Source organism: Aquibacillus kalidii (genome assembly GCF_014280935.1).
In the GTDB taxonomy this organism is placed as follows: Bacteria; Bacillota; Bacilli; order Bacillales; family Amphibacillaceae; genus Aquibacillus_D; species Aquibacillus_D kalidii.
The window spans coordinates 86,266-109,252 of record NZ_JACLZI010000039.1; the positions used below are offsets into that span (position 1 = coordinate 86,266).

The following is a 22,987-nucleotide window of genomic DNA, read 5'->3' on the forward strand; positions in this document are numbered from 1 at the left end:
TTTTCCATAAAATAATCGCCCCGATCAGTTGGACAAATTATAAGTATTAAGTATCGGAATTATCTTGTATTGCAATAATTGATGTCGCTATTCCAAAAAGAGATAACACGATACTGATTGGTAAAAGAATAAACAACAGAATTGTAGGCACCTGAAGTGAAGGCACTATAATACATAAAAAAAACCGATCAATGTAGATGGTAGCCAAATTCTATTTAACCACTTAAAATTCACTATTATCCCTGCCTTGTATAAAATCTTTAAATTATTCTTATTCAAGATTGCTACCATTTAGCTTAACATGACGATTGCACTATTCTGAAATAGTAGATATAGGTGTATCTTGTTTCTCCCAATTACTTGGTCCTTCATTTGGTGCAATGAATTTTCTCCAATAATCACCCGTTTGTTTATCAAAGATGATAATGTTGGTTTCATTTGGAGATATAAGTTCATACCTAAGTTGTTCTTGTTGTGACTCTACTTCTGTTTCCTGACTGGAACTTAACGATTGCGAGATAAACCAACACCCCACAAGAATACACAATCCTAAAATAATAATAGATATAGACTGAAAATTTTTACTCATAATATTCCCCCTAATATTTGTTATTTAACTTAACTGCCCGTTACTTGAAGATCAACACTTCACAACGTCACAAATCTCCATACTTAAAATATATCAGAAGATACCAAATAGTTGATTGATTTTTCCAATTTTACTGGCAATCGTCGCTTTGCAGTATAGGTCAAATACAATAAGACGATAACCCTAAAAAGTGATCGTCATTAAGGAATGAATAGTATATAGTTACTAGTAGTTTTATACTTCGAAGCAAATCACTTTATATTATTATGTGATCTTGTTCAACATAAGCACTCGATAGCTTAACATCCTTTTACAAAATTAGCGTTTTCATTACCGTTATAAATATAGCTAATAAAGCTACACTTAATGCGAAGTAACCCTTCCCAATTGTTTTATTTTTCGGTCCTAACAATCTTCGAAATCCTGATGTTAATACAGTTAAAATTATAAGGATAACAAATAAGACTGGGACTATTGTGAATACATTTTCATCAATCGGTCCTTTTATTAAGGGATTGAATACAAAGGCACAAATTAAAACTGTTGTAATCCCAGATAGCAGTAATGCCAAGTCATTTTTATTTAACCAATTCATTATGCGTGATATCCTTTCCATATTTAAATATTAAACTCTTCTACCATTTAGTTTAAGTGTTTTTCTTCACAAAGCCACTCTTATTTTAACATAAATATCCATCTTTCTTGTTCCACAATTAGACCCTTATATAAAAATAGCTGCTTGATCTCTATTAATGGATAACACTCGCCTATTACAAATCTCGCTATGCTATGCAAGAAAAACTACTAAAAAAAGTGAAAGGTCTTATTCTATAATGCAATTCAATAGTTTACTTATGTTTAACTTTAACCGACGCATACTAATTAATATGGGATTAATCATTTTTGGCCTTTTCTATTTGCTTGGGGGGTTAATAGTTTTGTGTACATTAAAATGACCTTCATACTAACTCACAATCAATAAATTAAAGGATGCATTCTTGTGAAATGCACCCTACACTTTAAATTACACCATTAAGTTAAACACTTATCTAAACCTTATTTAGGCCATTCTTCGTTTATTAGATTTCCATAACAATAAACCTACAATTATTCCAAGTGGAAAGGTAATTACTACGAAAGCAATCGTTTCCACAATAATTCCGACTATAAGCTTTGCTGGTTCATTGCTTAGAGGTCCACCAATAAGTGAATTAAAAAATCCTAATATAATTGACCATAACAATGCCATTTTAAAAATGTATTTCTATTTATTTTCTTTTTGAAAATTGTTCACAATAGTGTCTTCCTTACCCAGTAATGCTCTATTTTATATGAGTATATTATCATATTAAAAAAGGATGTTATCTTTACTAGATATATTAACATAAATTCCTAACTACTTTTTAAATAAATAGAATGATAGGTATAAAATGACTGGATGAAAATTTTGTCTAACTAATTTACGTTCTATCGTTTCTATCTTCCAAAAATAATTCCCTCATTCATTTAGCTTATTTTCCCTTTGTTTATCAATCTATACTAATGTAAAATGGAATTTTGCATAGCATACACTGTCCATTTTTATCAAATGGATCGTTATATGTTGCTAGATTGGTAATTTTGTATGCAAAAGTCGGGAGGAATTATAGATGGGTTTTCGGTTTCATAGAAAAATAAATACTAGTTCAAAAGATTTATCAGACAGCACTTCCATTCCTGGAACCGGCATTTCGTATAATCAGCGTATTGCTACGAAAAATAAGTCCAAAATGCCAACTCTGATTGCGCTTATTGGTGTCTTCATTCTCTTCAGTGGTTGTTCTGCTCAAGCCACTAATGAGGATAACCCTGCTGATATGGAAGAAACTACGATACCAGCAGAACAGTCTGACGAAACGAAATCTAGTGAAGGTGAAACAGACACGTTAGAGGAAAATACAGAAAAACAATCACTTGAAGATACCTCCTCGTCTGCAACAGAAGTAGAATCAGACGTGACTTCAGAAATGAACTCTAATTTAGTTGAAGCAACCGTTACGAGAATTGTGGATGGAGACACGATTGAGGTTAGTATAAACGGGAAAGAAGATGTGATCCGCTTATTATTAGTTGATACACCAGAGACAAAACACCCTAGCTTACCTGTACAAGATTTCGGTCCAGAGGCAAGCCAATTTGCGAAAGACACACTTACAGGTAAAAATGTTCAGATTGAAAAGGATGGACCTGAGCGAGATAAATACGATCGTCTTCTTGCTTATTTATGGGTAGATGGAAAAATGTTTAATCAGCTATTGTTAGAAGAAGGACTCGCAAGACTAGCCTATGTGTATGATCCACCTTACACACATTACGAAGCATATATGAAGGCACAGAACCGTGCAAAAGATGCTGGTAAGGGAATTTGGAGGATCGATGGGTATGTGACAGAAGAAGGCTTTAATCAACCAGAACCGGTAGCTAAGACAGAGCCCGAACCGACTCCAGATGCGGAAACAGAACAAAACAATAGCTCCAGTCTTAACTATGATCCAAATGGAATCGATCGAAATTGCGGTGACTTTGACACCCAACAAGAAGCACAAGATTTCTATGAAGCAGCAGGCGGTCCCACACAAGATCCACACCGACTAGACGGAAATGATAACGATGGCCTCGTGTGCGAGAGTCTGTAGAATTAAGGGGGAAGCAAGGGGACGGTTCCTTTGCTTCCCTTTTTCAACTAAAAAAAAGCAGCAGAACCGTCTCTCTGCTCCCTCCTTCTGTTAAAATGAATGTATCGCTTAATTAGAGTTGTTCCATGAGGGGGGAAAAGATGACATTACAGCAGTTAAAGTATGTGATTGAAGTGGCAAGAAGTCGTTCGATAAGTAAGGCTGCACAAAACCTTTTTATTAGCCAACCGAGTCTCTCCAACGCATTAAAAGAGTTAGAAAAGGAAATTGGTATCACGATTTTTTCACGAACGAATAGAGGAATCATCATCACACCTGAAGGCTCCGAATTTCTACAATATGCCAGACAGGTGATTGAACAGACAGACTTGCTTGAAAATCGCTATTCCAACACACAATCACCACAGCACCATTTTTCAGTATCGGCGCAGCATTATGCGTTTGCGGTAAGTGCATTTGTCCGGTTACTATCCGATTACGATAGCGATGAATACGAATTTGCCTTACGCGAAACGAAAACATATGAAATTATCGAAGACGTAAAGAATCTACGTAGTGAAATTGGTATTATTTATGTTAATGATTTCAATCGAAAGGTGATTCAAAAGTTTCTTAGGGAAGGGAACCTAATGTTTCATGAGCTGTTCGTAGCAAAACCACATGTTTTCATTAGCTCCAAGAACCCACTCGTAAAACAGGATTATGTAACACTATCCGATTTAGAACCTTATCCTTATTTATCCTTTGAACAGGGAGACTACAACTCTTTTTATTTTTCTGAAGAGATTTTAAGTACGATTTCTAGAAAGAAAAATATACGCGTTAGTGATCGGGCTACTTTATTTAACTTACTTATTGGTTTAAATGGCTATACCATATCGACGGGCATTATTAGCTATGATATAAACGATGACGACATTGTAGCTGTTCCATTAAAAGTGGATGAGCTGATCACTGTTGGATTTATTACCCATAAACATGTTTCAAACAGTCCGTTGGCTACTATTTATATCCAATATCTAAGAGAAACAATCGAAACAGAACAACTTCTGCCATAGCTTCAAACTATACCAAAGCATAGATTTTATGTCTTATGTTATAGTAACTCCCCCATGCTACACTACATAACAACAAGCATTAAGGGAGAGGTTAGCATGGCAGTAGAAAGCAAAGCAGGGAAAAGAACGGTAACACCATTTCGTTTTGATAATGTAGGGAGTTTTTTACGTCCGGAAAAATTATTAAAAGCACGCGCTTCTTTTGCAGAAGGCAATCTTTCAGCAAGTGACCTGAAAAAGGTGGAAGACGAGTGTATCATCGATTTAATTGAAAAACAAAAAAATGTAGGTCTTCAAGCCATTACAGACGGAGAATTTCGTCGTTCTTGGTGGCACTTAGATTTTATGTGGGGATTAAATGGCGTACAAAAGGATACTGTAGAACGAGGCTATGTTTTCCATGGGGAAGAAACGAGACCTGAAACAGCTAATTTGATAGGAAAAATTAGTGGGGATAACCACCCATTTGTGGAAGACTTTACATTTATTCAACAATTTGCAACGGATGATGTTGTAGCCCGACATACAGTCCCAGCTCCTGCTCAGTTTCTAGCAGAGCTACAACGTCCGGATAATATAAAGCGTACATTGGAAATCTATCCTGACACAGAAGACCTAGTTCAAGATATTGCCAAGGCCTATCAGACGTTTATCGCTGATTTATACGAAGCTGGTTGCAGAAGCTTGCAGCTGGACGATTGCACTTGGGGTATGCTGTGTGATCCTAATTTTGGCAAAACGATGCGAGCAGACCAGGCTGAGGTAAAAGAAGTTGGCGAGCTATTTTTACGCGTTAACAATTTAGCTATAGAGAATGCACCAGAAGACTTAATTGTAACCACCCATGTTTGTCGTGGAAATTATCATTCTACTTGGGCATCTTCCGGTGGTTATGATCCAATTGCAGAGATTTTGTTCAAAAAAGAAAATGTGTCAGCATACTACTTGGAGTTTGATACAGAGCGCGCTGGTGACTTTTCCCCATTAGCACACTTAAGTAAAGAAAAACTCGTCGTTCTTGGTCTTTTCTCATCGAAAACTGGTGAATTAGAAGATAAAGAAACGATTAAAGCCCGTATCGCTGAAGCAACAAAATACGTTGACATCAACAACCTATGCATTAGCCCACAATGTGGCTTTGCATCTACAGAAGAAGGAAATATCTTAACAGAAGAACAACAATGGAATAAACTCCGCCTCATTAAAGAAGTAGCAGACGAGATTTGGGGATAAAAAGTAAATGGAAGCAAGAGGACGGTTCTTGTGCTTCGATTAAACTAAAAGAGAGGCAGCAGAACCGTCTAAGGAATTCGTTTCCCAAACTATATCATGTGAACCAATTTGTTATCTAGAAAAGCACCATATTCACGGTGCTTTTTGTTTGCAAAAAAATAACCCAATTCAGAGAACCGAGTTATAAATAATATATTTTGGATTAAACTATTCTTCAACTAAAGAAGGTTAGCTCGCTTTTTTCACGAAATGTAGAAACCACCTTATAGTTCCAATCACAAGAATAAGAAGCCCATTAGCTAATGTTATAAGTCCAAGAAATGCTCCACCATACCCTGCACCTTCTCCTGTTCCTCCCGAACTCCAGTCATAGAAATGAAGAAATAATGCCCCACTAAAAAAACCAATAACTGGAGCAAGTACCATCATAATGATGCCTGATACCATAAGGTTTAATTTTTCTTTTTTTAATAATATGAAGAAAACTACATTAAGCGATATTAAAAATAAGATAAATAATGCCAATATTAACCCTTCCATAATATATCCCCCTTCATCAGTTGATTTTTTCACAAAAAATAAAACATGCCTCTTTACTTAAAGAAAAAGCGAATAGACTTGTTAAGCATTCGCCCTCGTTGGTTGAATAACAAAATTAGTACTTCGACAGGTTAAAACACTAAGACTCAAGCATCATGTAGACAGTCAATTCTTGTGTACATTAACTATTAGCCCACTCAAAACTTCTCATGTTAAAGCCTTGTTTCTTGGCATATTTATTAATCTCTTTAAGTAGTTGATGTTTAGATACGGATAATGAATTATGGATCTCTCTCTCTCCCTCAATTACATATTCTTCAAAGACAATAAAATTTAATAAGTCCATTTTTTTAACAACAAATTGATTGCATTCATATTCTCCACACCTGATATTACCAGAATTAATAAAGCGAATAATGCCGTCATAATATTCTTGATCCGAAATCTCAACTTCTAAAAAATCTTGTAATATTTGTTGCATTTAAACACACCCTCTAATCAAATTCCTTAGCATTTAGATGCTAAGGAATTTGGCTCTGGTTTCCTTCTTCAATTCTTCCGTTATATAAGCATTCTTATTTGCTTTCCTATACACAAACCATGTAATGACGATTAATATAAAATATAATATGATAGCAACCACCTGATTAAACAACCAAGGAATTGTTCCCATAAATGCCTCTGATGCAGCAGATTGGAACCAACAAAAATTCACTAAGTTTATATTAACTGATTTAGTTGGAATAAGTAATCATCTATAATCTTTAATTCCATTATCAAAAGCTTCACTATCGTTATTTTCAAGCCCATGAAGTGCTTCTTGTAATGCGAATGTACTTTTGTAAAACATCACACGCTCAGAAATTGCATTTCCGTTAGGATATAGCTTTATACACATATTAAAAAAATCCTTACCATAGCTGGAAAATAATCCAGCAAAATCATATGCTGGGTCTCCTATACTTGAACCACCAAAGTCTATTATCCCTGTAATCCTACTTGCTTCTGGGTTCCATAATATATTGGAAGCTCCGAAATCACCATGTATTAGTGTAGTTTTTATATCCAACCCTTTCCCGTTTAAAAAAGTTTTAAAAGATTGAGTAATTTCAATTAGAGCTTCTTTTCTGATATAAGGAAATAGTTTGTTTTGTATTTTATCATATAGTTTAAACATTTCTTCTCGCGGATTGTTATCTTCAAGTTTCAAAACACCCTTTACTCTTTCCTCTGAAATAGAATGAATTTCTATAAGAAAATCGACGAGTTGTAATGCCAGCCTTTTTATCAATTGATCACTTTTAATCTTTTCTAAACTATCTTTCCATAAAGGAACGCCATCTATTAGACTGTAACCAGTAAAGACCCTTCCTGGCACTAATTCTTCAAAAGAGCAATATATTGGTTCTGGAATTGGAATTGGAACAAGGTCTTTGATTTGCTCCAAAATTTCCGTCTCTCTTTTTAATTGCAATATTCCTTTTTGGTATTTCGGGAACCTAAATACTAAAGAGTTGTTTATTATTAATACATCATTATTTTGTCCAATTTCATTATGGCAAAAGTCCTCAATGAAAAAATTTGGATAAACCTGTTTAATTATCTCAATATGCTTACTACTCAAAAAAAATCTCCCTTTACAGTATTTCTATTTTTTTCTACTCAAAATTCTTGTTAAACATTCCTGCCCGTTACTTTAACACCAACTATCCATACATTAATTTTAACATAAAATTCCAATTAATCTTGTTACTTTCAAAGAAAAAGAACGCCGATTGACGTTCCTCTTGTTTACCTATTGGAGCCGTTAATACAATAAGAAGAATAAAGTTAACATTCGTATTCCATTTTTAGAAATTCAAATGTACTACCATTTGTATCCTGCATAAAAGTATTAATATCGTTAAATCCCAACTTTCTATATACTTTTATCGCTCTTTGATTAAAGGTTGCCACTGATAATGTTATTTTTGCTGGTTTATATTCCTTTATTACAAACTCTAAACCTGCTTTTAGAAAATCTAACCCCTTACCTCTACCAGTTAGGTCTGGTCTCATCCCTACTCCAATATCACATGTTTTATCCTCTACCGCATTAACACTAAAGAACCCGATTAATTCATCATTATTAATAACAGCATACTTCAAGTCCCCTCGTTTTTCTGGATCTATAAATTCATCCAAATCCTCTTTGTCAGCCTCCATGTCATAAAAAGAATATTCTCCATCATAATGCCAGTTAAATGCAATGTCCTCGGCTTGTTCCTGAGTCATAATTTCAAACTTATAAGTCATAAATATCTCCTTCCCTCTTGTTCCATAATCCCGCCCCTTTTGCTTTAACAAGGGAAAGGCGAATACCCTTGTTTAACATTCGCTCCCATTAATTTAATAAGCGTCTAGCTAAATAAAATTCTTTAAAATTGTTCATCACAATCATTACATAATGAAACGAGTCATTTTAAGGCGAAACAACCTGTGTTCAATTTTATCACTGTACATAAAGTTAGACCTCACAAAATAGGATTTTCCTTTCTAGAAAACAGAAACACATGCAGAACTTTTCAAATTTAACCTACCAAACATCAGCTTAGCTAAGCTGACCAAACCCATTCTATTTCTTATCATGAACTTACCGCGGAATAACGTAACAGGCGCCTAGTAGAATGGGGCAAGCAATGCAGGTGACAGATGATTTCAATGAGGTTTTACAGCAGTACGAAAATATTATTTACCACTTGATAAATAAATTCGGGATTTGGGATACGGAAAGGGAGTTCTACCAGGAAGGGGTTATTGCACTTTGGAACGCAATGAGAACATATGATGTAAAGCGTGGGAAGTTCTCTAGTTATGCCTACTTCATGGTTGAAAAGACTCTACTAAGCCTAATACGTACGAAAACCAACCGTGCAACAAAAGAAAAAAATTACCTTAATCAGGTATCTACCGATTTGCAACAGGTAACAACTACGATAGAAGATGATAATCGTATTGATCCATACCTGCTTGATCACATAAGGAAGGTGCTAACAGATAACCAAATGAAGTGGTTTACCTTATATATCCTCGAAGATCTTTCTGTTAAAGAGATAGCTAGTCGCGAGAAAGTATCGGCTACTGCTGTAAAGAACTGGGGTAGACTTGCGAAGAAAAAGCTACAGTTAATTGTCCTGATGTGATCAAACTACTTTAGGAAAATAGAACAATAATAAGATGGATTTTCTATTAGAGGTTAAAAGGCGCAGGGTTCAGATAATGAAAGACAGGTTCATATTTCCAAATTAAACTTGGTAGCTACTCTAACCTAAAAACAAGAAGCAGAGGAATCGTCCCCTCTGCTTCTTTTACTATTTTGCCATTTCTCTTGTTTGTTTTTTTACCATTTTACCAGGGAACCACCAGTTTAAGTCCCCCAATAACCGCATCGTCACGGGCACAACGATTAACCGAATTATCGTTGCATCAATAGCGATTGCAACTGCCATTCCTAAACCTAGTTGTTGAATTGGTAAGACACTCGTTATTGTAAACGCACCAAACACAGCGATCATAAGGATTGCCGCACCGGATATCATTGGTGCAGTGGCTTGTAGGCCTGTCGCAACACTTTCTTCATTATCAAACCCTTTTTCATAATCTTCTTTTATTCTACTAATTAAAAATACTTCATAGTCTGTACTTAAACTAAATAATAAGGTAAGTAGTAGAATGGGAACAAAATTTTGCACATAATCAGCAGGTGTGAAATTTAACAATTCTGAACCGTAACCATATTGAAATACAAAAATCAGAATTCCATAAGTTGCGCCAAGGGATATTAAATTCATTAAAATTGCTTTTAACGGCAACCATACACTTTTAAAAGTTAATAACAGAATGAAATATCCAATGATAAGCATTACAACAAGAACCTTTGTAAAGCTGTCTTCAATGACCTGATTACTATCTATTCCTTCAGCTGTTTCCCCACCAACGTATGCACTTACGTTTTCTGGTATATTAATATCTTTTATTTCCTTTTTAATTTCAGCTACTAAACTTCTTGTTTGGTCCGATGCAGCAGCATGTTCAGGAATAACCTCTATAATCGCGACCTGTTTCTCATCATCTAAATAGCGATTCACTAATCCTTGTAAGTCTTCTGGAACTTGTTCAAATCCTTTTAATGTTTGAACAATTGTATTTGGATCAGTATTTTTAAAGATAGCTGGAAGAGAATTAATGATATCTACATGCTCTAGTTCACTTAACCGTTCGGATAAGGTTATAAGATACTCAACGTTTTTTACTTGTTCAAAGCTATCACCACTAGATTCAACGGCAACATAAATAGGTGATGTGTAGCCTTCACTAAAATCATCTTGAATAATTTCATAACCCATTCGTGAATCAGATTCTTCTGGCAATATTCTTGCATCTGGTGTAAATGTACTTAAATCTTTTGAAGGGATAGCCAGCATACCTAATATAATCAAGGAAAGAATTAAAAATATCACAGGTCTCTTCATTATTTTGTGAGACCAATTGTACCAAAAACTTGATTTTTCTTTCTTTCTTGATAGAAATGGAATTTTCCCTTTATTAATATTAGTACCCAAAATATACAAAACAGCAGGTAATAATGTTAAGCTCACTAGTAATGTTATTGCAACTATTGCGATTGCACCGATTGCAATCGATTGAATAACTCCTAAATCAACCATGAATAATACAGACATACATGCAATAATTGTTAGTGCTGAGAAGAAAACAGCGTCCCCAGCAGTTTTCATTGTTGTAGATAGAGCCTTTTTCTTATCTCCATGCTTCGCTATTTCTTCCCTGAAGCGGTTAACCATAAATAATGAATAATCAATCCCAACACCAAGACCAAGCATTGTAGCTGCATTTGTAACAAACATGGACAGCTCTATTTGCTGTGCAATAAATGTCATAATCCCTAAAGTTGTCACAACTGATGCTACAGCAACAATTAAAGGGGTAACTGCAGCAACCAATGATCTAAAAACTAACAATAATATGATAAGCACCAATGGCAATGTTATTAATTCAGCCTTAGCTAATCCTTCTTGGCTTAATACATTAATTTCTCCCCAGAATGAGGCAGCACCTACCAGATAGATGTCAAGACCACTGTTTTTAAAGTGCTTTTTAATATCCTCTTGAAGAGAAGGTAATTCATTTCTTGCAAAACCATCATCCTCATTAAACCCAATAAATGCTAGAGTTGTATTTTCATCACCCACTAAACTTTCCTTTGCATCTTCAGGTGCATTAAGATAGGTATAGATACTTGCTACTTCTAATTTTTTATTGTTCTCTATATAATCAATTGCTTCTTGTAAATTTTTCTGATAGGCCTCGGTTTTAACACCATTCTCCTTATCTCTAACGACTAAGGTAATGGATGTTCCTGAACGACCTGTAAAATCCTTAGAAAGCAACTCATTAGTTTTTAAAGAATCTGATCCATCAACTGTCCAACCTCCTCCACTTAAAAGTGGGGTCAATTGACCAGCAAACATTCCAGCGACAAGAAGGACAATCATCCATACTGTAACGATTCCCCATCTTAATTTTGATATTATATTACTTAGAAAATCAAAAAAATTATGCATAAATACTCCTTTCTATTGACTATAGTTCTCTTAGTAAAGCTAGAAATTTTTTATACTTTTTTAATGATAGTTTTAATTTATTAGTATTGCTCTCCAATGTCTATTTTACTTTTCTTGGAATTCTTAACAATATTAATTGTTTGTAAAAGAAATTTTACATTGATTTAATATGAAGTTAGACCATCATCTATTTATACTTAATATGTACTTAATTATGTTCTTGCAGGGATGATCTTTAGTCATTTCCCACTACGTCTAAACTCCTAATATCAAAAATAAATTATCAATTTGGAAGTATTTATGTATTATTTATGTATTATTTATGTATTATTTATTTAATATTTATCCTCACCTGTGAAGAAGCATGGGAACTTTTCTGATGCTTCTCTTAAACTAAAAACAGCAGCAGAACCGTCCAGCCGCTAGATGAAACATTACCAATTCAGAAACCTCAAAAAGTAAAATCGATAATAGGTCTTATTGTTAAAAAAGGAATGATTGATTTTCGCCACATGATTGAAAATGATTGGATGGTCGAATTGAATTTTATTCATCGAATTTCCGGAATCGATTTGAAGTTTTTTAGGAGTTATATGGTAGAAGAAGAGGGTTTTGAGTTGGGTAATGTGACCCAACTTGGCAGCATGTATGAATAAGTATAGATAAAGAGCTATAATATAGTCATAGAGAGTTCAAACCAACAAATACAGGGTCAGATCCTTCCAGTGTTCATCTGTACACACGTAGGAGCTGACCCTGTTCCTAAGTTTTTAACTTAAACAGCTCAAACAGACTCCAAATACAGACCATCCCTTCTTAATCAATAAACTCTGTAAGGCTGTTTATTTCACATGTAAAAAAAGCACCTATGTTGCCATTTTGAAAATCATGTACTTTTCTATTAATGAATTTACTCTACATACTTTACGTACCTATGAACTCTTAACAAAAAGCACTTGTTGCATTTAAACAACAGGTGCTTAGTTATTAAATCTTCAATTTCCATTGGACACTTTTACTTACTAAACTTTCTCCTTATTAAGGCTACAAACAACAATATCAAGGGTATAAGGATCCCCATTGTAAGGTCATAGTATGGCCAAATAGAACTCATTTGATTTATATAGGTAATACTTGGTGAGATAATGATGGAAAGAACAATCATAATCAATCCTAATGGATAAACTAGCGGTCTATAATCCTTAAGTTTTAATACTTGGGCTAGTCCGTGGCTAGTAAAGTAAAGATAAATAGTAATTCTAAAAAATATAGTTATAAACCAAATTCCAGCAAGGATTACTTCAATTCGATATAAAAATTCACCAATATTTATCTTTTTGGCTAAGATATATCCCGGATACATATATCTGGATGTTTGTTCATAACCAAGGACTAAGACGGTAACAATAGTAAAGACAACTAGTATGGCCCCCCCAATAAAAGTACCCACGAATAAACTCTTTTTTATTTTATCCTTTTGATTAACATAAGGTAAGAACATCATAAATAGAATCAGTTCAACAAAAGGGTATGTAACAAATGTTAAAGAAGCCCGAGCAACTGGCTTTACTCCATCCTCCAAAACCGGCTTCAAATTGTCTAAATTAACTTGTGGAATCAATGCAAGCATGGTAAATACAAGTAGTAAAAAGACATAGGGAAAGTAAATCTCCACACTTCTAGCAATGGTTTCAAGACCAAGTCTGGTACCCATAACAATGATTAACGCAAAAAGAATATGGACAGCCCCAATAGGTGTATCTGGTAGCATTTCCGTTGTTATAAAATCCCCAACTTCTCTTAAGGCTACAGATGCATACAAAAATGAATAAGATATGTAAAGAAGAGCAATGAAATTCCCAATAAATTTCCCCATCACCATCTGAAGAGCTTCAATTAATGTTAAATCAGGAAATACTTTATGAATACGATAATAAAACATTACTATTAGGAGCCCTACAACCAAACTGAATAATGCTGCAATCCATACGTCGTGCTTAGCTTCCGCTGCAATAATAGACGGCATTATTAAGATGGCATCACCTACGACATAAATAATTATTAGCACAGTAAGCTGTTGTGCACTAATTCTATGATTAGAATTATTCATTACATTCTCCTTTAAAAATCGGAAATATCTATTATTAATATTGTCCTAAACTTTACTTTTTATGTCCGAAATAGATTTAGAAACTTAATAACTTAAAAGAAGAATAAGTTCTTTCATAATGCGAAACATAAAAAACAAATATACTAAAAAAGGTGAATATATGAAGCTTTTCAAAAAAATGTTTAAACAGAAGACAACTGATTCCATTTCATCCAACTCAGAGGAACAGCAGAAAATAAAGATTAGTTTAGATCAAAATATAAAGTATATCAACGAAACATTAGGAAATAGTGATGACCTTGTTTCAAGAATCATTAGTGTAGGGCAAGAAAATAGAATGGAAATAGGTATTTTTTATATAGAGGGACTTGTAGATACACAACATATAAATGATTTCATTCTAGACCCGCTAATGGTCCGATTAGAAAATATAGACCAACAAAATGATTTACCTACTGTCATCCAAAAATCCATTGTCTCAGTCGCAAAGGTTCAAGATGCACATCATCTTGATACGGCTTTATCGTCACTCTTCTCTGGACAAGTTATTATTCTCTTTGATGGATTTACGAAGGGGTTTACTGTTGGATTAAGTGGTGGAAAATCTAGGAATGTAACAGAACCTTCTCAAGAATCTGTAATTAGAGGCCCTAAGGAGGGTTTTACTGAAACGATACGAACCAATACAGCATTAATTCGTCGAAAGATAAACAGTCCAAATCTTTGGGTTGAGTCGATGAATATAGGAACAGTCACGGAAACAAAAATCTCTCTTATGTACATAAATGGTATTGTCAATAAAAAGGTATTAAAGGAAGTAAAAACACGTCTTGACAAAATAGAAATTGATGGAATATTGGAAAGTAATTATATTGAGGAGTTAATACAAGATAAAACCTTTTCTCCATTTCCCACGATAAATAATACGGAACGCCCTGATGTTGTCTCCGCTTCTCTATTGGAAGGACGTGTAGCAATACTCGTAGACGGTACGCCCTTTGTTCTAGTAGTACCTTCCTTATTTATTGAGTTTTTTCACGCTGCAGAGGATCACTACCAGCGTTGGGACTTTAGTACGTTTATTCGTACACTTCGTATAATGAGCTTCTTTATTACCTTATTAGCTCCATCATTATTTATTGCGATCACTACTTTTCACCAAGAAATGATACCTACCCCACTTCTTATTAGTTTAGCAGCACAACGTGAAGGAGTTCCATTTCCTGCATTTATTGAAGCATTAATGATGGAAATAACCTTTGAGATTTTACGTGAAGGCGGTATCAGAATGCCCAAATCTGTTGGTCAATCCATATCTATTGTTGGAACATTAGTTATTGGAACAGCTGCGGTTGAGGCTGGTTTTATCTCAGCAGCTATGGTAATCGTTGTTTCCATAACAGCTATAGCCAGTTTTACCATACCTGCATACAACATGAGTATTTCTATAAGAATGATCCGGTTTATATTTATGGGATTGGCTGCATCTTTTGGTTTGTTTGGGATTACGATTGCATTTATTGGACTGATCCTACACTTATGTAGTTTGCGATCCTTTGGTGTACCTTATATGAGCCCATTTGGCCCTTTCAATGTTCAGGATCAAAAAGATTCATTGTTCAGGTTCCCTCTTTGGGGATTCAAAACTAGGCCACGTTTAATTAGTCAACAAAACAGAAAACGAATGGAAAGTCGTTATCCGAAACCACCATTTGATAAGTAGAAAAAGAATCGAGGCTTTATTAGATGACAAAAAAAATAATTATACTTTTACTTCCATGTATCCTTCTTCTATTCATAACTGGTTGCTGGAATCGTCGTGAATTAAATGACCTCGCAATAAGCTTGGGTGAAGGAATTGACTTAGAAGGTGATAGTTATAGGATATCCACTCAAATTGTCATACCTGGTGAGATTGCTTCAAAGTCGACTGGGTCAAGCTCTAATATACCTGTTAGACTCTTTACTACGAAAGAAGATACTGTTTTTGAAGCTATGCGAGAAATGACAACAGTAAGCCCAAGAATAATATATCACTCACATCTTCGCGTTCTAGTAATAGGGGAAGAATTAGCTAGAAAAGGTATTGATGAAGTTTTAGACTATTTCTCTAGAGATCATGAACTTAGGACTGACTTTTATATTGTTATAGCAAAGGATACAAGTGCTGAAAATGTTCTTTCGATATTAACTGCGATCGAAAAGATTCCCGCAAATAGTATTGTTTCTTCTCTTGAAACTTCTGAGAAAACATGGGCACCAACAACTGCAGTTAAATTAGATGAACTTATTCAAGATTTGGTAACCGAAGGAAAAAATCCTGTATTACCTGGAATAGAAATTATTGGAGACCCTTCTAATGGAAAGTCTAAACAGAACATTGAAAGTATAACCCCTTCCTCCTATTTAAAATATTCAAGTATCGCAGTTTTCAAGAAGGGAAAAATGTTAGGTTGGTTAGATAGAGAACAAAGTAAGGGCTATAACCTAATTATGAATAATGTGGAAAGTACTATAGCTGATGTTAGGTGTCCAGATAAAAAAAAATTTAACTTTGAAATTAAGAAATCACAAGCAGAAGTAACAGCTAATGTAAGAAACAACACACCTAAAATAAATGTTTCTATTAAAGCTGAAGGAAATATTGGAGAAATGAATTGTGAGCTTGACCTAACGAAGCAGACTACAATAGAGAAATTACAGAAGTTAATTGAGTCAGATCTTAAACATGTTGTACAGGATGCAATTAAAAGTGTACAAGATGAGTATAGTGTTGACATATTCGGATTCGGTGACACTATTCATCGTTCTGATAAGAATTCTTGGAAATCATTGAAAAAGGAATGGAATGAGAAGCATTTTTCTGAGCTTGAAGTTGACGTAAAAGTAGATGTGAAAATACGCCGCTTAGGTAAAATCAGTAATTCATTCCTTACTGAAATAAAGGAGTAACTTTTTATGATTTGGAAAATAATAGGCTTAACTCTCATTGTTTCTCTCATTATTTTTACTGAAGTACCGTTACTTGTGCGAAAAAAAGGGATAAAGGAATTATGTGCATTTAGTGTTCTACTTCTTGTTGGTGTGGTATTGAATATCGTTCTGATTTTTGAGGTTAACATTACTAGTCCTCTGGAAGTACTTATCATCATTTATAAACCAATTAGTGATTATGTCCAGGCACTATTAAATTAGCACCATAATCGCTAGTAGATAATGTAGCAGTTTTGGAGGGATTTCCTATTACAAGTTATAAAATAAACACAACCCAATTATTTGTTTTAATTTTTCTCTTCGAAGTAGGAAGTTCTATTGTTGTCGGGATAGGTTTTGATGCCAAGCAAGATGCTTGGCTAGCAATCTTACTAGCATTGATTGGCGGTATCTTATTATTTACTGTTTATGCACTATTGTTTTACCAATTCCCTAATTATGTACTGACAGAATACGTAGAATTAGTATTCGGGAAACTAATTGGTAAGTTAGTTGCACTCGTTTATGTGATGTATTTTCTTTATATTGCTGCTAGAGTGTTGCGTGATTTCGGAGACTTACTTATTACAACCACACTTAGCCAAACACCTTTGTTGGTCATAAACCTGATCATTGTGCTGTTAGTCATGTATAGTTGTCATCTAGGGATTGAAGTGATCGCCAGGGCAGGAAACATATTTTTTATCATATGGATTATGTTGGCTTTTTTATTTTTCCTATTTGTATTCGTAGCTCAATTACCTAAAGTCGAAAACCTTCAACCAGTTCTTGAGAATGGATGGATGCCTGTTGTAAAAGCAGCATTTCCCACAACGTTAACATTTCCTTTTGGAGAGCTCATTGTATTCACGATGATCTTCCCATTTTTAAACCGAAAACAAGCACTATTTAAAACTGGTCTTATTGCACTTCTATTCAGTGGATTGCTACTAACTGTAACGATGACTGTTATTCTTAGTATCCTTGGACCTACATTAAGTAGTAGTACTCAGTTTCCTTTTTTGGAGGCAATCTCGAAAGTAAGTATTGCCGATATTATACAACGTCTTGATCCAATTGCTCTTGTCATCCTAATTATAGGCATATACTTCAAGATTGTAATTTTCTATTTTTGCAGTGTATATGGTTTTGAAAAAATATGGAGACTAAAGGAAAATAGGCGAAAGTATCTTTTACTAATTTCAGGAGTATCCATTCTTACATTGTCTATAGTGATGGCTGAGGGACTAACAGAACATTTACAGATAGGGATAAGAATTGTACCTCTATATTTGCACCTTCCGCTCCAAGTATTTGTTCCGATATTAATTTTACTTATACATCTAGTAAAACGCACAGTGAGTAAGACTATTCAAAAATAAAACGTGTTTACAAGACTTAGTGATTTATTTTATTCCATAAATCAATGAAGAGGGAAACTGTTTAACGTGGAAGGAAATATAAGGGGTTTCGAGTATAGCTATTGGTATAATAGCTCTTATAATTACGGACTTAGTTTAGTACAGAGAGTCAGCCTTTATCAACCCCGATTCAGTTCAGGGTGCCTATCCGTTCTTCTTAACGTTAATTTCCGTCCTCAGCCCCAACGATGTATATAGTTTTACACAATTGGTCCGACCCTTATATCGCATGAAGTAAGATTCTCACCTCCCTTTCCCACACATACACTTCTTATTTATGTGTAAAATCTATTAAACAATAGGATAGATAATTTACACAACTACATTAGTCGGCGGTTGGCCATCTTCCTTCAAGAGGGGAGATAGTAAAGATGACGATATTTGATTCATTAAGTTTAATAGTACAATCTAACATTTTACTTACAGCAGGGGTAATTCATTGTTACGATTGTCGTCTATCTAAACAAAAAAGAAGTAACCGCCCCAGACCAAGGATGTGGTTACTTCTTCTTTAGATATAACATTTCTGGTCAACCGTCTTTATACGGTCTGTAGTTGTAGGTATCGAGTAGTTGACTGCTACTTGATACCTTTTTTCTATCTTTAATCTTTGTGATAGTGTTTAATCAGAGATAATAAACCTTACATTTTCACGGAGAATATATGATGTGAGTGACAAATGGGAATGTTATCATTCTCTAAAGCTCTCCTTTTTCATATAATGAAACTTAACGAAATTAAATTACCAAATACATAGGAGAGGAGAGCATAATGAATAGTAATTTAGCATTATTATATATTGGTATAGGGGCTTCGTTATGGGGGATTATCGGGGTGTTTGTAACCTACCTTTACGATATGGGCTTTACACCAACACATGTCGTGACCATTCGTGTCATATCCACTTCCATATTTTTAACCGTTTATGTTCTCATTAAAAATCGAGAACTGTTCAAAATTAAGATAGCCGATAGTAAGTATTTTGTTGGAACTGGTGTGATTAGTATTGTCTTTTTTAATTGGTGCTTATTTCGCGCCATGGAAGAAACGTCTATTTCAATTGCATTCATTCTTCTTTATACTGCACCAGCATTTGTAACGATTTTCTCAAGAATTATTTTCAAGGAATCTCTCACGACTCGAAAGGTTATCGCTTTGATGATTACGATTGTTGGCTGCTCCTTCGTGGTTGGCATCCTTCCTCATTCCAATGGAAATTTCTCAACTCTTGGGTTAATTCTTGGACTTGGTTCAGGTTTCTTTTATGCACTATACAGCATATTTGGGAAGTTTGCGCTCTTAAAGTATGACGCTTTAACGGTCACGATCTATACCTTTTTATTCGCAGCAATAGCCATTATTCCTTTTAGTGGTATTTGGAAAGTTGCCCCTTTATTTGCAAACTTGCATGTATGGCTTTATATCATTGGTCTAGGCCTTCTCTCCACCATGCTGCCTTTCCTCTTGTACACAAAAGGATTAAGCGTAATAGAATCCAGTCGCGCATCCATCATAGCAACCATTGAACCTGTAGTAGCAGCGCTAACAGGATTTATCTTATTTCAGGAACAATTAAACCTATGGCAATATGTTGGAATCATTTTCGTTATTTCAGCTGTCATTTTTGTTCAAGAAAAATCCCAAAAGACTTACAAACAAGCTTTCTTATCTGATGAGCCTTCTCTTTGAAAAATTAATGAGGAGAAGGCTCTTTTTCACTATTTATAGCTTTCGTAGCGTTTAAGATGGTGACCACATATTATTACATTTATTTCATAGCTCCATTCTAAATCACTAACGCATGCTTCCTTTATTACATTCAAAAAAGGGGGATTTGAGGGGTATAGCGAAACATATCTAGCAAATAAGCTGGACTTTCCTTTAGACAAGTGTCCATTAGAGGATAGTCCACCTTTAACTCTGTTTCTATATCTAATGAATACGTTATTATTTTTTAGATATTACCATACTCTTCCACAATGGCTTTATTGGCACAAAATTCATAGAACTTCTCTATTAAATGATCTATATCTTCCTTTTTAACTATTTTTGCTAACCATTCTTCTGGAATTCCATCCATTTTATAATACATACCTGCTAATGCACCAGTAATAGATGCGACAGTATCCGTATCATCACCTAAGTTAACAGCTGTTAGTATTGCATCTTTAAAACTTTTGGTATTTCCTAGACTCCAAATCGCTGCCTCTAAAGTATGAACCACATATCCATCTGAAGCAATTTCGTCTATGGGTACCTCCCAAAAATTTTCTTCAAAAATACGTTTATAATGATTTAACTCTTTTCTATATATATGATTATCATTAAAATTTTCATAGAATAATTCACTTATATCTTTTATAGACTTTTCTAGCGAATTATTATGAAATAACCTAAGTAATAGCTCAACATAAATGATAGATCCTACTATTGCGCGAGGATGAGAATGCGTAATTTCCGTATATTGTTTAATTAATTCTACTTTTTTCTCAAAACTAAATTCATTATGGAGTAGAAAAACAAGTGGTGATATTCTCATAATTGCTCCATTTCCATTTTCATACTCAGAGGTTCCACCACAATTTGATGCTGGGACACCGTTCTTAAATTTTGAAATGGCTTCGCTAGTCGATACACCAATATCAAATGTCTCGCCATAAGGGGTACAATAACCAGAATCTCTATATCGTACAAATTTATCCATTAAACTATTTATTGTCCCTTTTTCTATGATATTCTCTACCAAACATAACGTTAACGAGGTATCATCTGACCAAGTACCTGGTGGCTGATTATATGTGCCGTAACCCATTACATCATTTATATAAAAGGTACCTCTTTTTTTAAATTCTACAGGAACCCCCATTAAATCTCCTATAATCCCACCGTACATAGTTGGAAGCACTTTCTTCTTTATATTGAAACCGAGAAAGATTTTATTATCATCATTCCATCTATCTGTCATTCTTCTACCAGACATATTTTTCACCTACTTATCTAATTTCAAATCTAAAACAATATCTAGTCTTCCATTACTATCAATATCAACACTCTTTATTACCATCTCTTACCCGGAATTCAAAAGTAACTCCGCTTCATCTGGATAATGACTGATTTTAACAACATAGGCTGCATTAATTGGAATATTTATCTCCCCAGAACATCCAATGCTCCAATTAATAGAAATAGAAAAAAATGTTGAATTCATGGACGTTAATTGGTAAGAAATAAGGACAAAGAATTTATAATTGCAGCAATAGTTCTTCAGTTAATTTTTCAGCTTTATACATTTCTTCTAATAATGGATTATTATAGTCATTATAACTATCCATATATGCGCGAACGCCACCTTTAATATTTATTGCTTTAATATCCTTTCTAGCCTCTAATACTCCTCTTGCATTCTTGTACCGTTTATATATAAGCTGCAAAACACCACTACTAATATCTTGGATATAATCTTTTTCCAATATCCCTAGCACTATTTTTATTTGGTCAATTAATTGTAGTTCTTTATTCATGGCATCCATCCTCATCACTTCAATAGCTATATTGGTACTGAACGATATTAAAGGGAACAAACCCCTTCGTTCTTGATTTCTAGAAACCTGTACAGAGTATGATATAACTATACCAGAACTGAGGTTGTTGAATTACCAGAGTAGCAAATGTTGAAAATGGTGTGGCTATTTTAATTGAGTATAAAGGGGATGGGGTATTAAAGGAAGCAAGGGGACGGCACTTTTTCTTCATTAACTTAAAAAGAAGTAGAAGAACCGTTCCTCTACTTCTCATATTCGCACTTTCACCCTAAAAGATATAATACCTTTAGAGCTTCTATAAATTCAGGATCATTTCTTACTTCAATCTGATTAATAGCATCATTAAATAGGCTTAGTTTAAAAGAAAAATTGTAAAGAACAATCGAGGCACTATTCAAGTTTCTAGATTTAGTTATGTATATCTTAGTGTCGCCTTTTCCTAAAAATAAAACATTATATCTATCATTCGCGCTTTTTTCTAAAATTATGCTATTTGGTTTGAGATTGAAAAATGAATAATAATGTTTATCTGAATAATTTTCTAAGATATTTTGAATATCATTTAATGATATTGCACTTTCAATCTCCTTTTGACCATTTGTATTATATTTTCTTACTTCTAATTTACTTTTCGAGAAAATATATAAAGCTATTAAGGAATTATATTTATCTGAAAAAGTATCTACTTTGTATTCTTTTCCTCTAACAACTTCAAAAAGGTCATAATGATTATTTACTTCATTTAAAGTCAATTTAACAGTAGTTTCGGAATAATCTCCTTCACTTAAGGGGGCTACTGAAATAGTATCATTTTCCTTTTTGATCACTTTAAATTCTGTTTCAATTAAATGATATATGCCATTAATGTCCAAATTACACACTCCTTTATGGGTTTATTTGTTTAATCATACCAAGCTCTATTAGTTCTTCTATAGAATAAGGTCGACCATTAGGTTTATATTTAATAATTTGTGTCCCTCCACCAGGTTGGTCAAACCAAGGAGCAATCTCCCCTAAAGTTGCTTCACAATCATCAATAACCTCATAAACATAATAAGGCGCGTTTTCACTATGTGGGGCTAAAGCTATGCTTGGAAACGATCAGCTAGCTTATCCCCTAACTCCTTCATATCAGGATCTACTCTCCCCATATACTTCCAAAAGTAAGGAGACTTTACCACATCGGTTGCCGCGGATTTAGCTATCTGCTCCACTTTTTCTTGCG

22 protein-coding genes are annotated in these 22,987 nt (G+C 34.2%); 9 read left to right on the plus strand and 13 right to left on the minus strand.

Annotation, left to right across the window (positions count from 1 at the left end; genetic code table 11):
* Nucleotides 1–313: 313 nt before the first annotated feature.
* The 3 genes from H7K77_RS11495 to H7K77_RS11505 all read right to left on the minus strand — a co-directional run bounded on the left by H7K77_RS11495 (nt 314) and on the right by H7K77_RS11505 (nt 1,838).
* Nucleotides 314–589, minus strand: a complete 276-nt coding sequence (locus H7K77_RS11495; protein WP_186577987.1) for a hypothetical protein — start codon at nt 587–589, stop codon at nt 314–316.
* A 310-nt stretch (nt 590–899) separates the two neighbouring features.
* Nucleotides 900–1,184, minus strand: a complete 285-nt coding sequence (locus tag H7K77_RS11500; protein ID WP_186577988.1) for a hypothetical protein — start codon at nt 1,182–1,184, stop codon at nt 900–902.
* Nucleotides 1,185–1,649: 465 nt separating this feature from the next.
* Nucleotides 1,650–1,838, minus strand: a complete 189-nt coding sequence (locus tag H7K77_RS11505) for a hypothetical protein (protein ID WP_186577989.1) — start codon at nt 1,836–1,838, stop codon at nt 1,650–1,652.
* 400 nt (nt 1,839–2,238) lie between these two features.
* On the opposite strand from H7K77_RS11505, the gene H7K77_RS11510 reads away from it, so the two are divergent.
* From H7K77_RS11510 to H7K77_RS11520, 3 genes are all read left to right on the plus strand, one after another.
* Nucleotides 2,239–3,264, plus strand: coding sequence for a thermonuclease family protein (locus H7K77_RS11510; protein ID WP_235988916.1), 1,026 nt, complete (start codon nt 2,239–2,241; stop codon nt 3,262–3,264).
* Between the two features lie 140 nt (nt 3,265–3,404).
* Nucleotides 3,405–4,322 carry a LysR family transcriptional regulator gene (locus H7K77_RS11515; RefSeq protein WP_186577990.1) on the plus strand — a complete coding sequence of 306 codons (918 nt, stop codon included), beginning with the start codon at nt 3,405–3,407 and terminating at the stop codon, nt 4,320–4,322.
* A 96-nt stretch (nt 4,323–4,418) separates the two neighbouring features.
* The gene (locus H7K77_RS11520; RefSeq protein WP_186577991.1) at nt 4,419–5,555 is read left to right on the plus strand and encodes a 5-methyltetrahydropteroyltriglutamate--homocysteine S-methyltransferase; all 1,137 of its coding nucleotides are present in this window, start codon (nt 4,419–4,421) and stop codon (nt 5,553–5,555) included.
* Nucleotides 5,556–5,783: 228 nt separating this feature from the next.
* Here the strand turns inward: H7K77_RS11520 and H7K77_RS11525 are convergent, their stop codons facing one another.
* From H7K77_RS11525 to H7K77_RS11540, 4 genes are all read right to left on the minus strand, one after another.
* Nucleotides 5,784–6,095: an inner-membrane translocator gene (locus H7K77_RS11525; RefSeq protein ID WP_186577992.1), complete on the minus strand. Its 312-nt coding sequence runs from the start codon at nt 6,093–6,095 to the stop codon at nt 5,784–5,786.
* Between the two features lie 181 nt (nt 6,096–6,276).
* Nucleotides 6,277–6,576 (minus strand): hypothetical protein, encoded by a 300-nt coding sequence (locus H7K77_RS11530; protein WP_186577993.1) that lies wholly within the window; start codon nt 6,574–6,576, stop codon nt 6,277–6,279.
* 270 nt (nt 6,577–6,846) lie between these two features.
* Nucleotides 6,847–7,719: a phosphotransferase family protein gene (locus tag H7K77_RS11535; RefSeq protein ID WP_186577994.1), complete on the minus strand. Its 873-nt coding sequence runs from the start codon at nt 7,717–7,719 to the stop codon at nt 6,847–6,849.
* A 206-nt stretch (nt 7,720–7,925) separates the two neighbouring features.
* Nucleotides 7,926–8,390: a GNAT family N-acetyltransferase gene (locus H7K77_RS11540; protein WP_186577995.1), complete on the minus strand. Its 465-nt coding sequence runs from the start codon at nt 8,388–8,390 to the stop codon at nt 7,926–7,928.
* 371 nt (nt 8,391–8,761) lie between these two features.
* On the opposite strand from H7K77_RS11540, the gene H7K77_RS11545 reads away from it, so the two are divergent.
* Nucleotides 8,762–9,277 carry a sigma-70 family RNA polymerase sigma factor gene (locus H7K77_RS11545; RefSeq protein ID WP_186577996.1) on the plus strand — a complete coding sequence of 172 codons (516 nt, stop codon included), beginning with the start codon at nt 8,762–8,764 and terminating at the stop codon, nt 9,275–9,277.
* A gap of 168 nt (nt 9,278–9,445) precedes the next feature.
* On the opposite strand, the gene H7K77_RS11550 is transcribed toward H7K77_RS11545, so the two are convergent.
* Nucleotides 9,446–11,716: an MMPL family transporter gene (locus tag H7K77_RS11550; protein WP_186577997.1), complete on the minus strand. Its 2,271-nt coding sequence runs from the start codon at nt 11,714–11,716 to the stop codon at nt 9,446–9,448.
* Nucleotides 11,717–12,731: 1,015 nt separating this feature from the next.
* Nucleotides 12,732–13,826 carry a GerAB/ArcD/ProY family transporter gene (locus H7K77_RS11555; RefSeq protein WP_186577998.1) on the minus strand — a complete coding sequence of 365 codons (1,095 nt, stop codon included), beginning with the start codon at nt 13,824–13,826 and terminating at the stop codon, nt 12,732–12,734.
* Nucleotides 13,827–14,004: 178 nt separating this feature from the next.
* Between H7K77_RS11555 and H7K77_RS11560 the strand changes: the two genes are divergently transcribed.
* The 5 genes from H7K77_RS11560 (at nt 14,005) to H7K77_RS11580 (ending at nt 19,909) form a co-directional block, all read left to right on the plus strand.
* Nucleotides 14,005–15,549, plus strand: a complete 1,545-nt coding sequence (locus tag H7K77_RS11560) for a spore germination protein (protein ID WP_328701098.1) — start codon at nt 14,005–14,007, stop codon at nt 15,547–15,549.
* A 23-nt stretch (nt 15,550–15,572) separates the two neighbouring features.
* On the plus strand, nt 15,573–16,778 hold the full coding sequence (locus H7K77_RS11565) for a Ger(x)C family spore germination protein (RefSeq protein WP_186578000.1): 1,206 nt from the start codon (nt 15,573–15,575) through the stop codon (nt 16,776–16,778).
* 6 nt (nt 16,779–16,784) lie between these two features.
* Nucleotides 16,785–17,021 (plus strand): hypothetical protein, encoded by a 237-nt coding sequence (locus H7K77_RS11570; RefSeq protein ID WP_186578001.1) that lies wholly within the window; start codon nt 16,785–16,787, stop codon nt 17,019–17,021.
* Between the two features lie 32 nt (nt 17,022–17,053).
* Nucleotides 17,054–18,181: a GerAB/ArcD/ProY family transporter gene (locus tag H7K77_RS11575; RefSeq protein ID WP_186578002.1), complete on the plus strand. Its 1,128-nt coding sequence runs from the start codon at nt 17,054–17,056 to the stop codon at nt 18,179–18,181.
* 810 nt (nt 18,182–18,991) lie between these two features.
* Entirely contained in the window at nt 18,992–19,909 is a 918-nt protein-coding gene (locus H7K77_RS11580) for a DMT family transporter (protein WP_186578003.1), read from the plus strand.
* 265 nt (nt 19,910–20,174) lie between these two features.
* On the opposite strand, the gene H7K77_RS11585 is transcribed toward H7K77_RS11580, so the two are convergent.
* From H7K77_RS11585 to H7K77_RS11600, 4 genes are all read right to left on the minus strand, one after another.
* Nucleotides 20,175–21,200, minus strand: coding sequence for an ADP-ribosylglycohydrolase family protein (locus H7K77_RS11585; RefSeq protein ID WP_186578004.1), 1,026 nt, complete (start codon nt 21,198–21,200; stop codon nt 20,175–20,177).
* A 262-nt stretch (nt 21,201–21,462) separates the two neighbouring features.
* Complete coding sequence (locus H7K77_RS11590) at nt 21,463–21,741, minus strand: hypothetical protein (RefSeq protein WP_186578005.1); 279 nt, start codon at nt 21,739–21,741, stop codon at nt 21,463–21,465.
* Between the two features lie 284 nt (nt 21,742–22,025).
* Nucleotides 22,026–22,634: a hypothetical protein gene (locus H7K77_RS11595; RefSeq protein ID WP_186578006.1), complete on the minus strand. Its 609-nt coding sequence runs from the start codon at nt 22,632–22,634 to the stop codon at nt 22,026–22,028.
* A gap of 13 nt (nt 22,635–22,647) precedes the next feature.
* A complete protein-coding gene (locus H7K77_RS11600; protein ID WP_186578013.1) occupies nt 22,648–22,851 on the minus strand; it encodes a TNT domain-containing protein in 204 nt (67 codons plus the stop codon).
* Nucleotides 22,852–22,987: the final 136 nt, after the last annotated feature.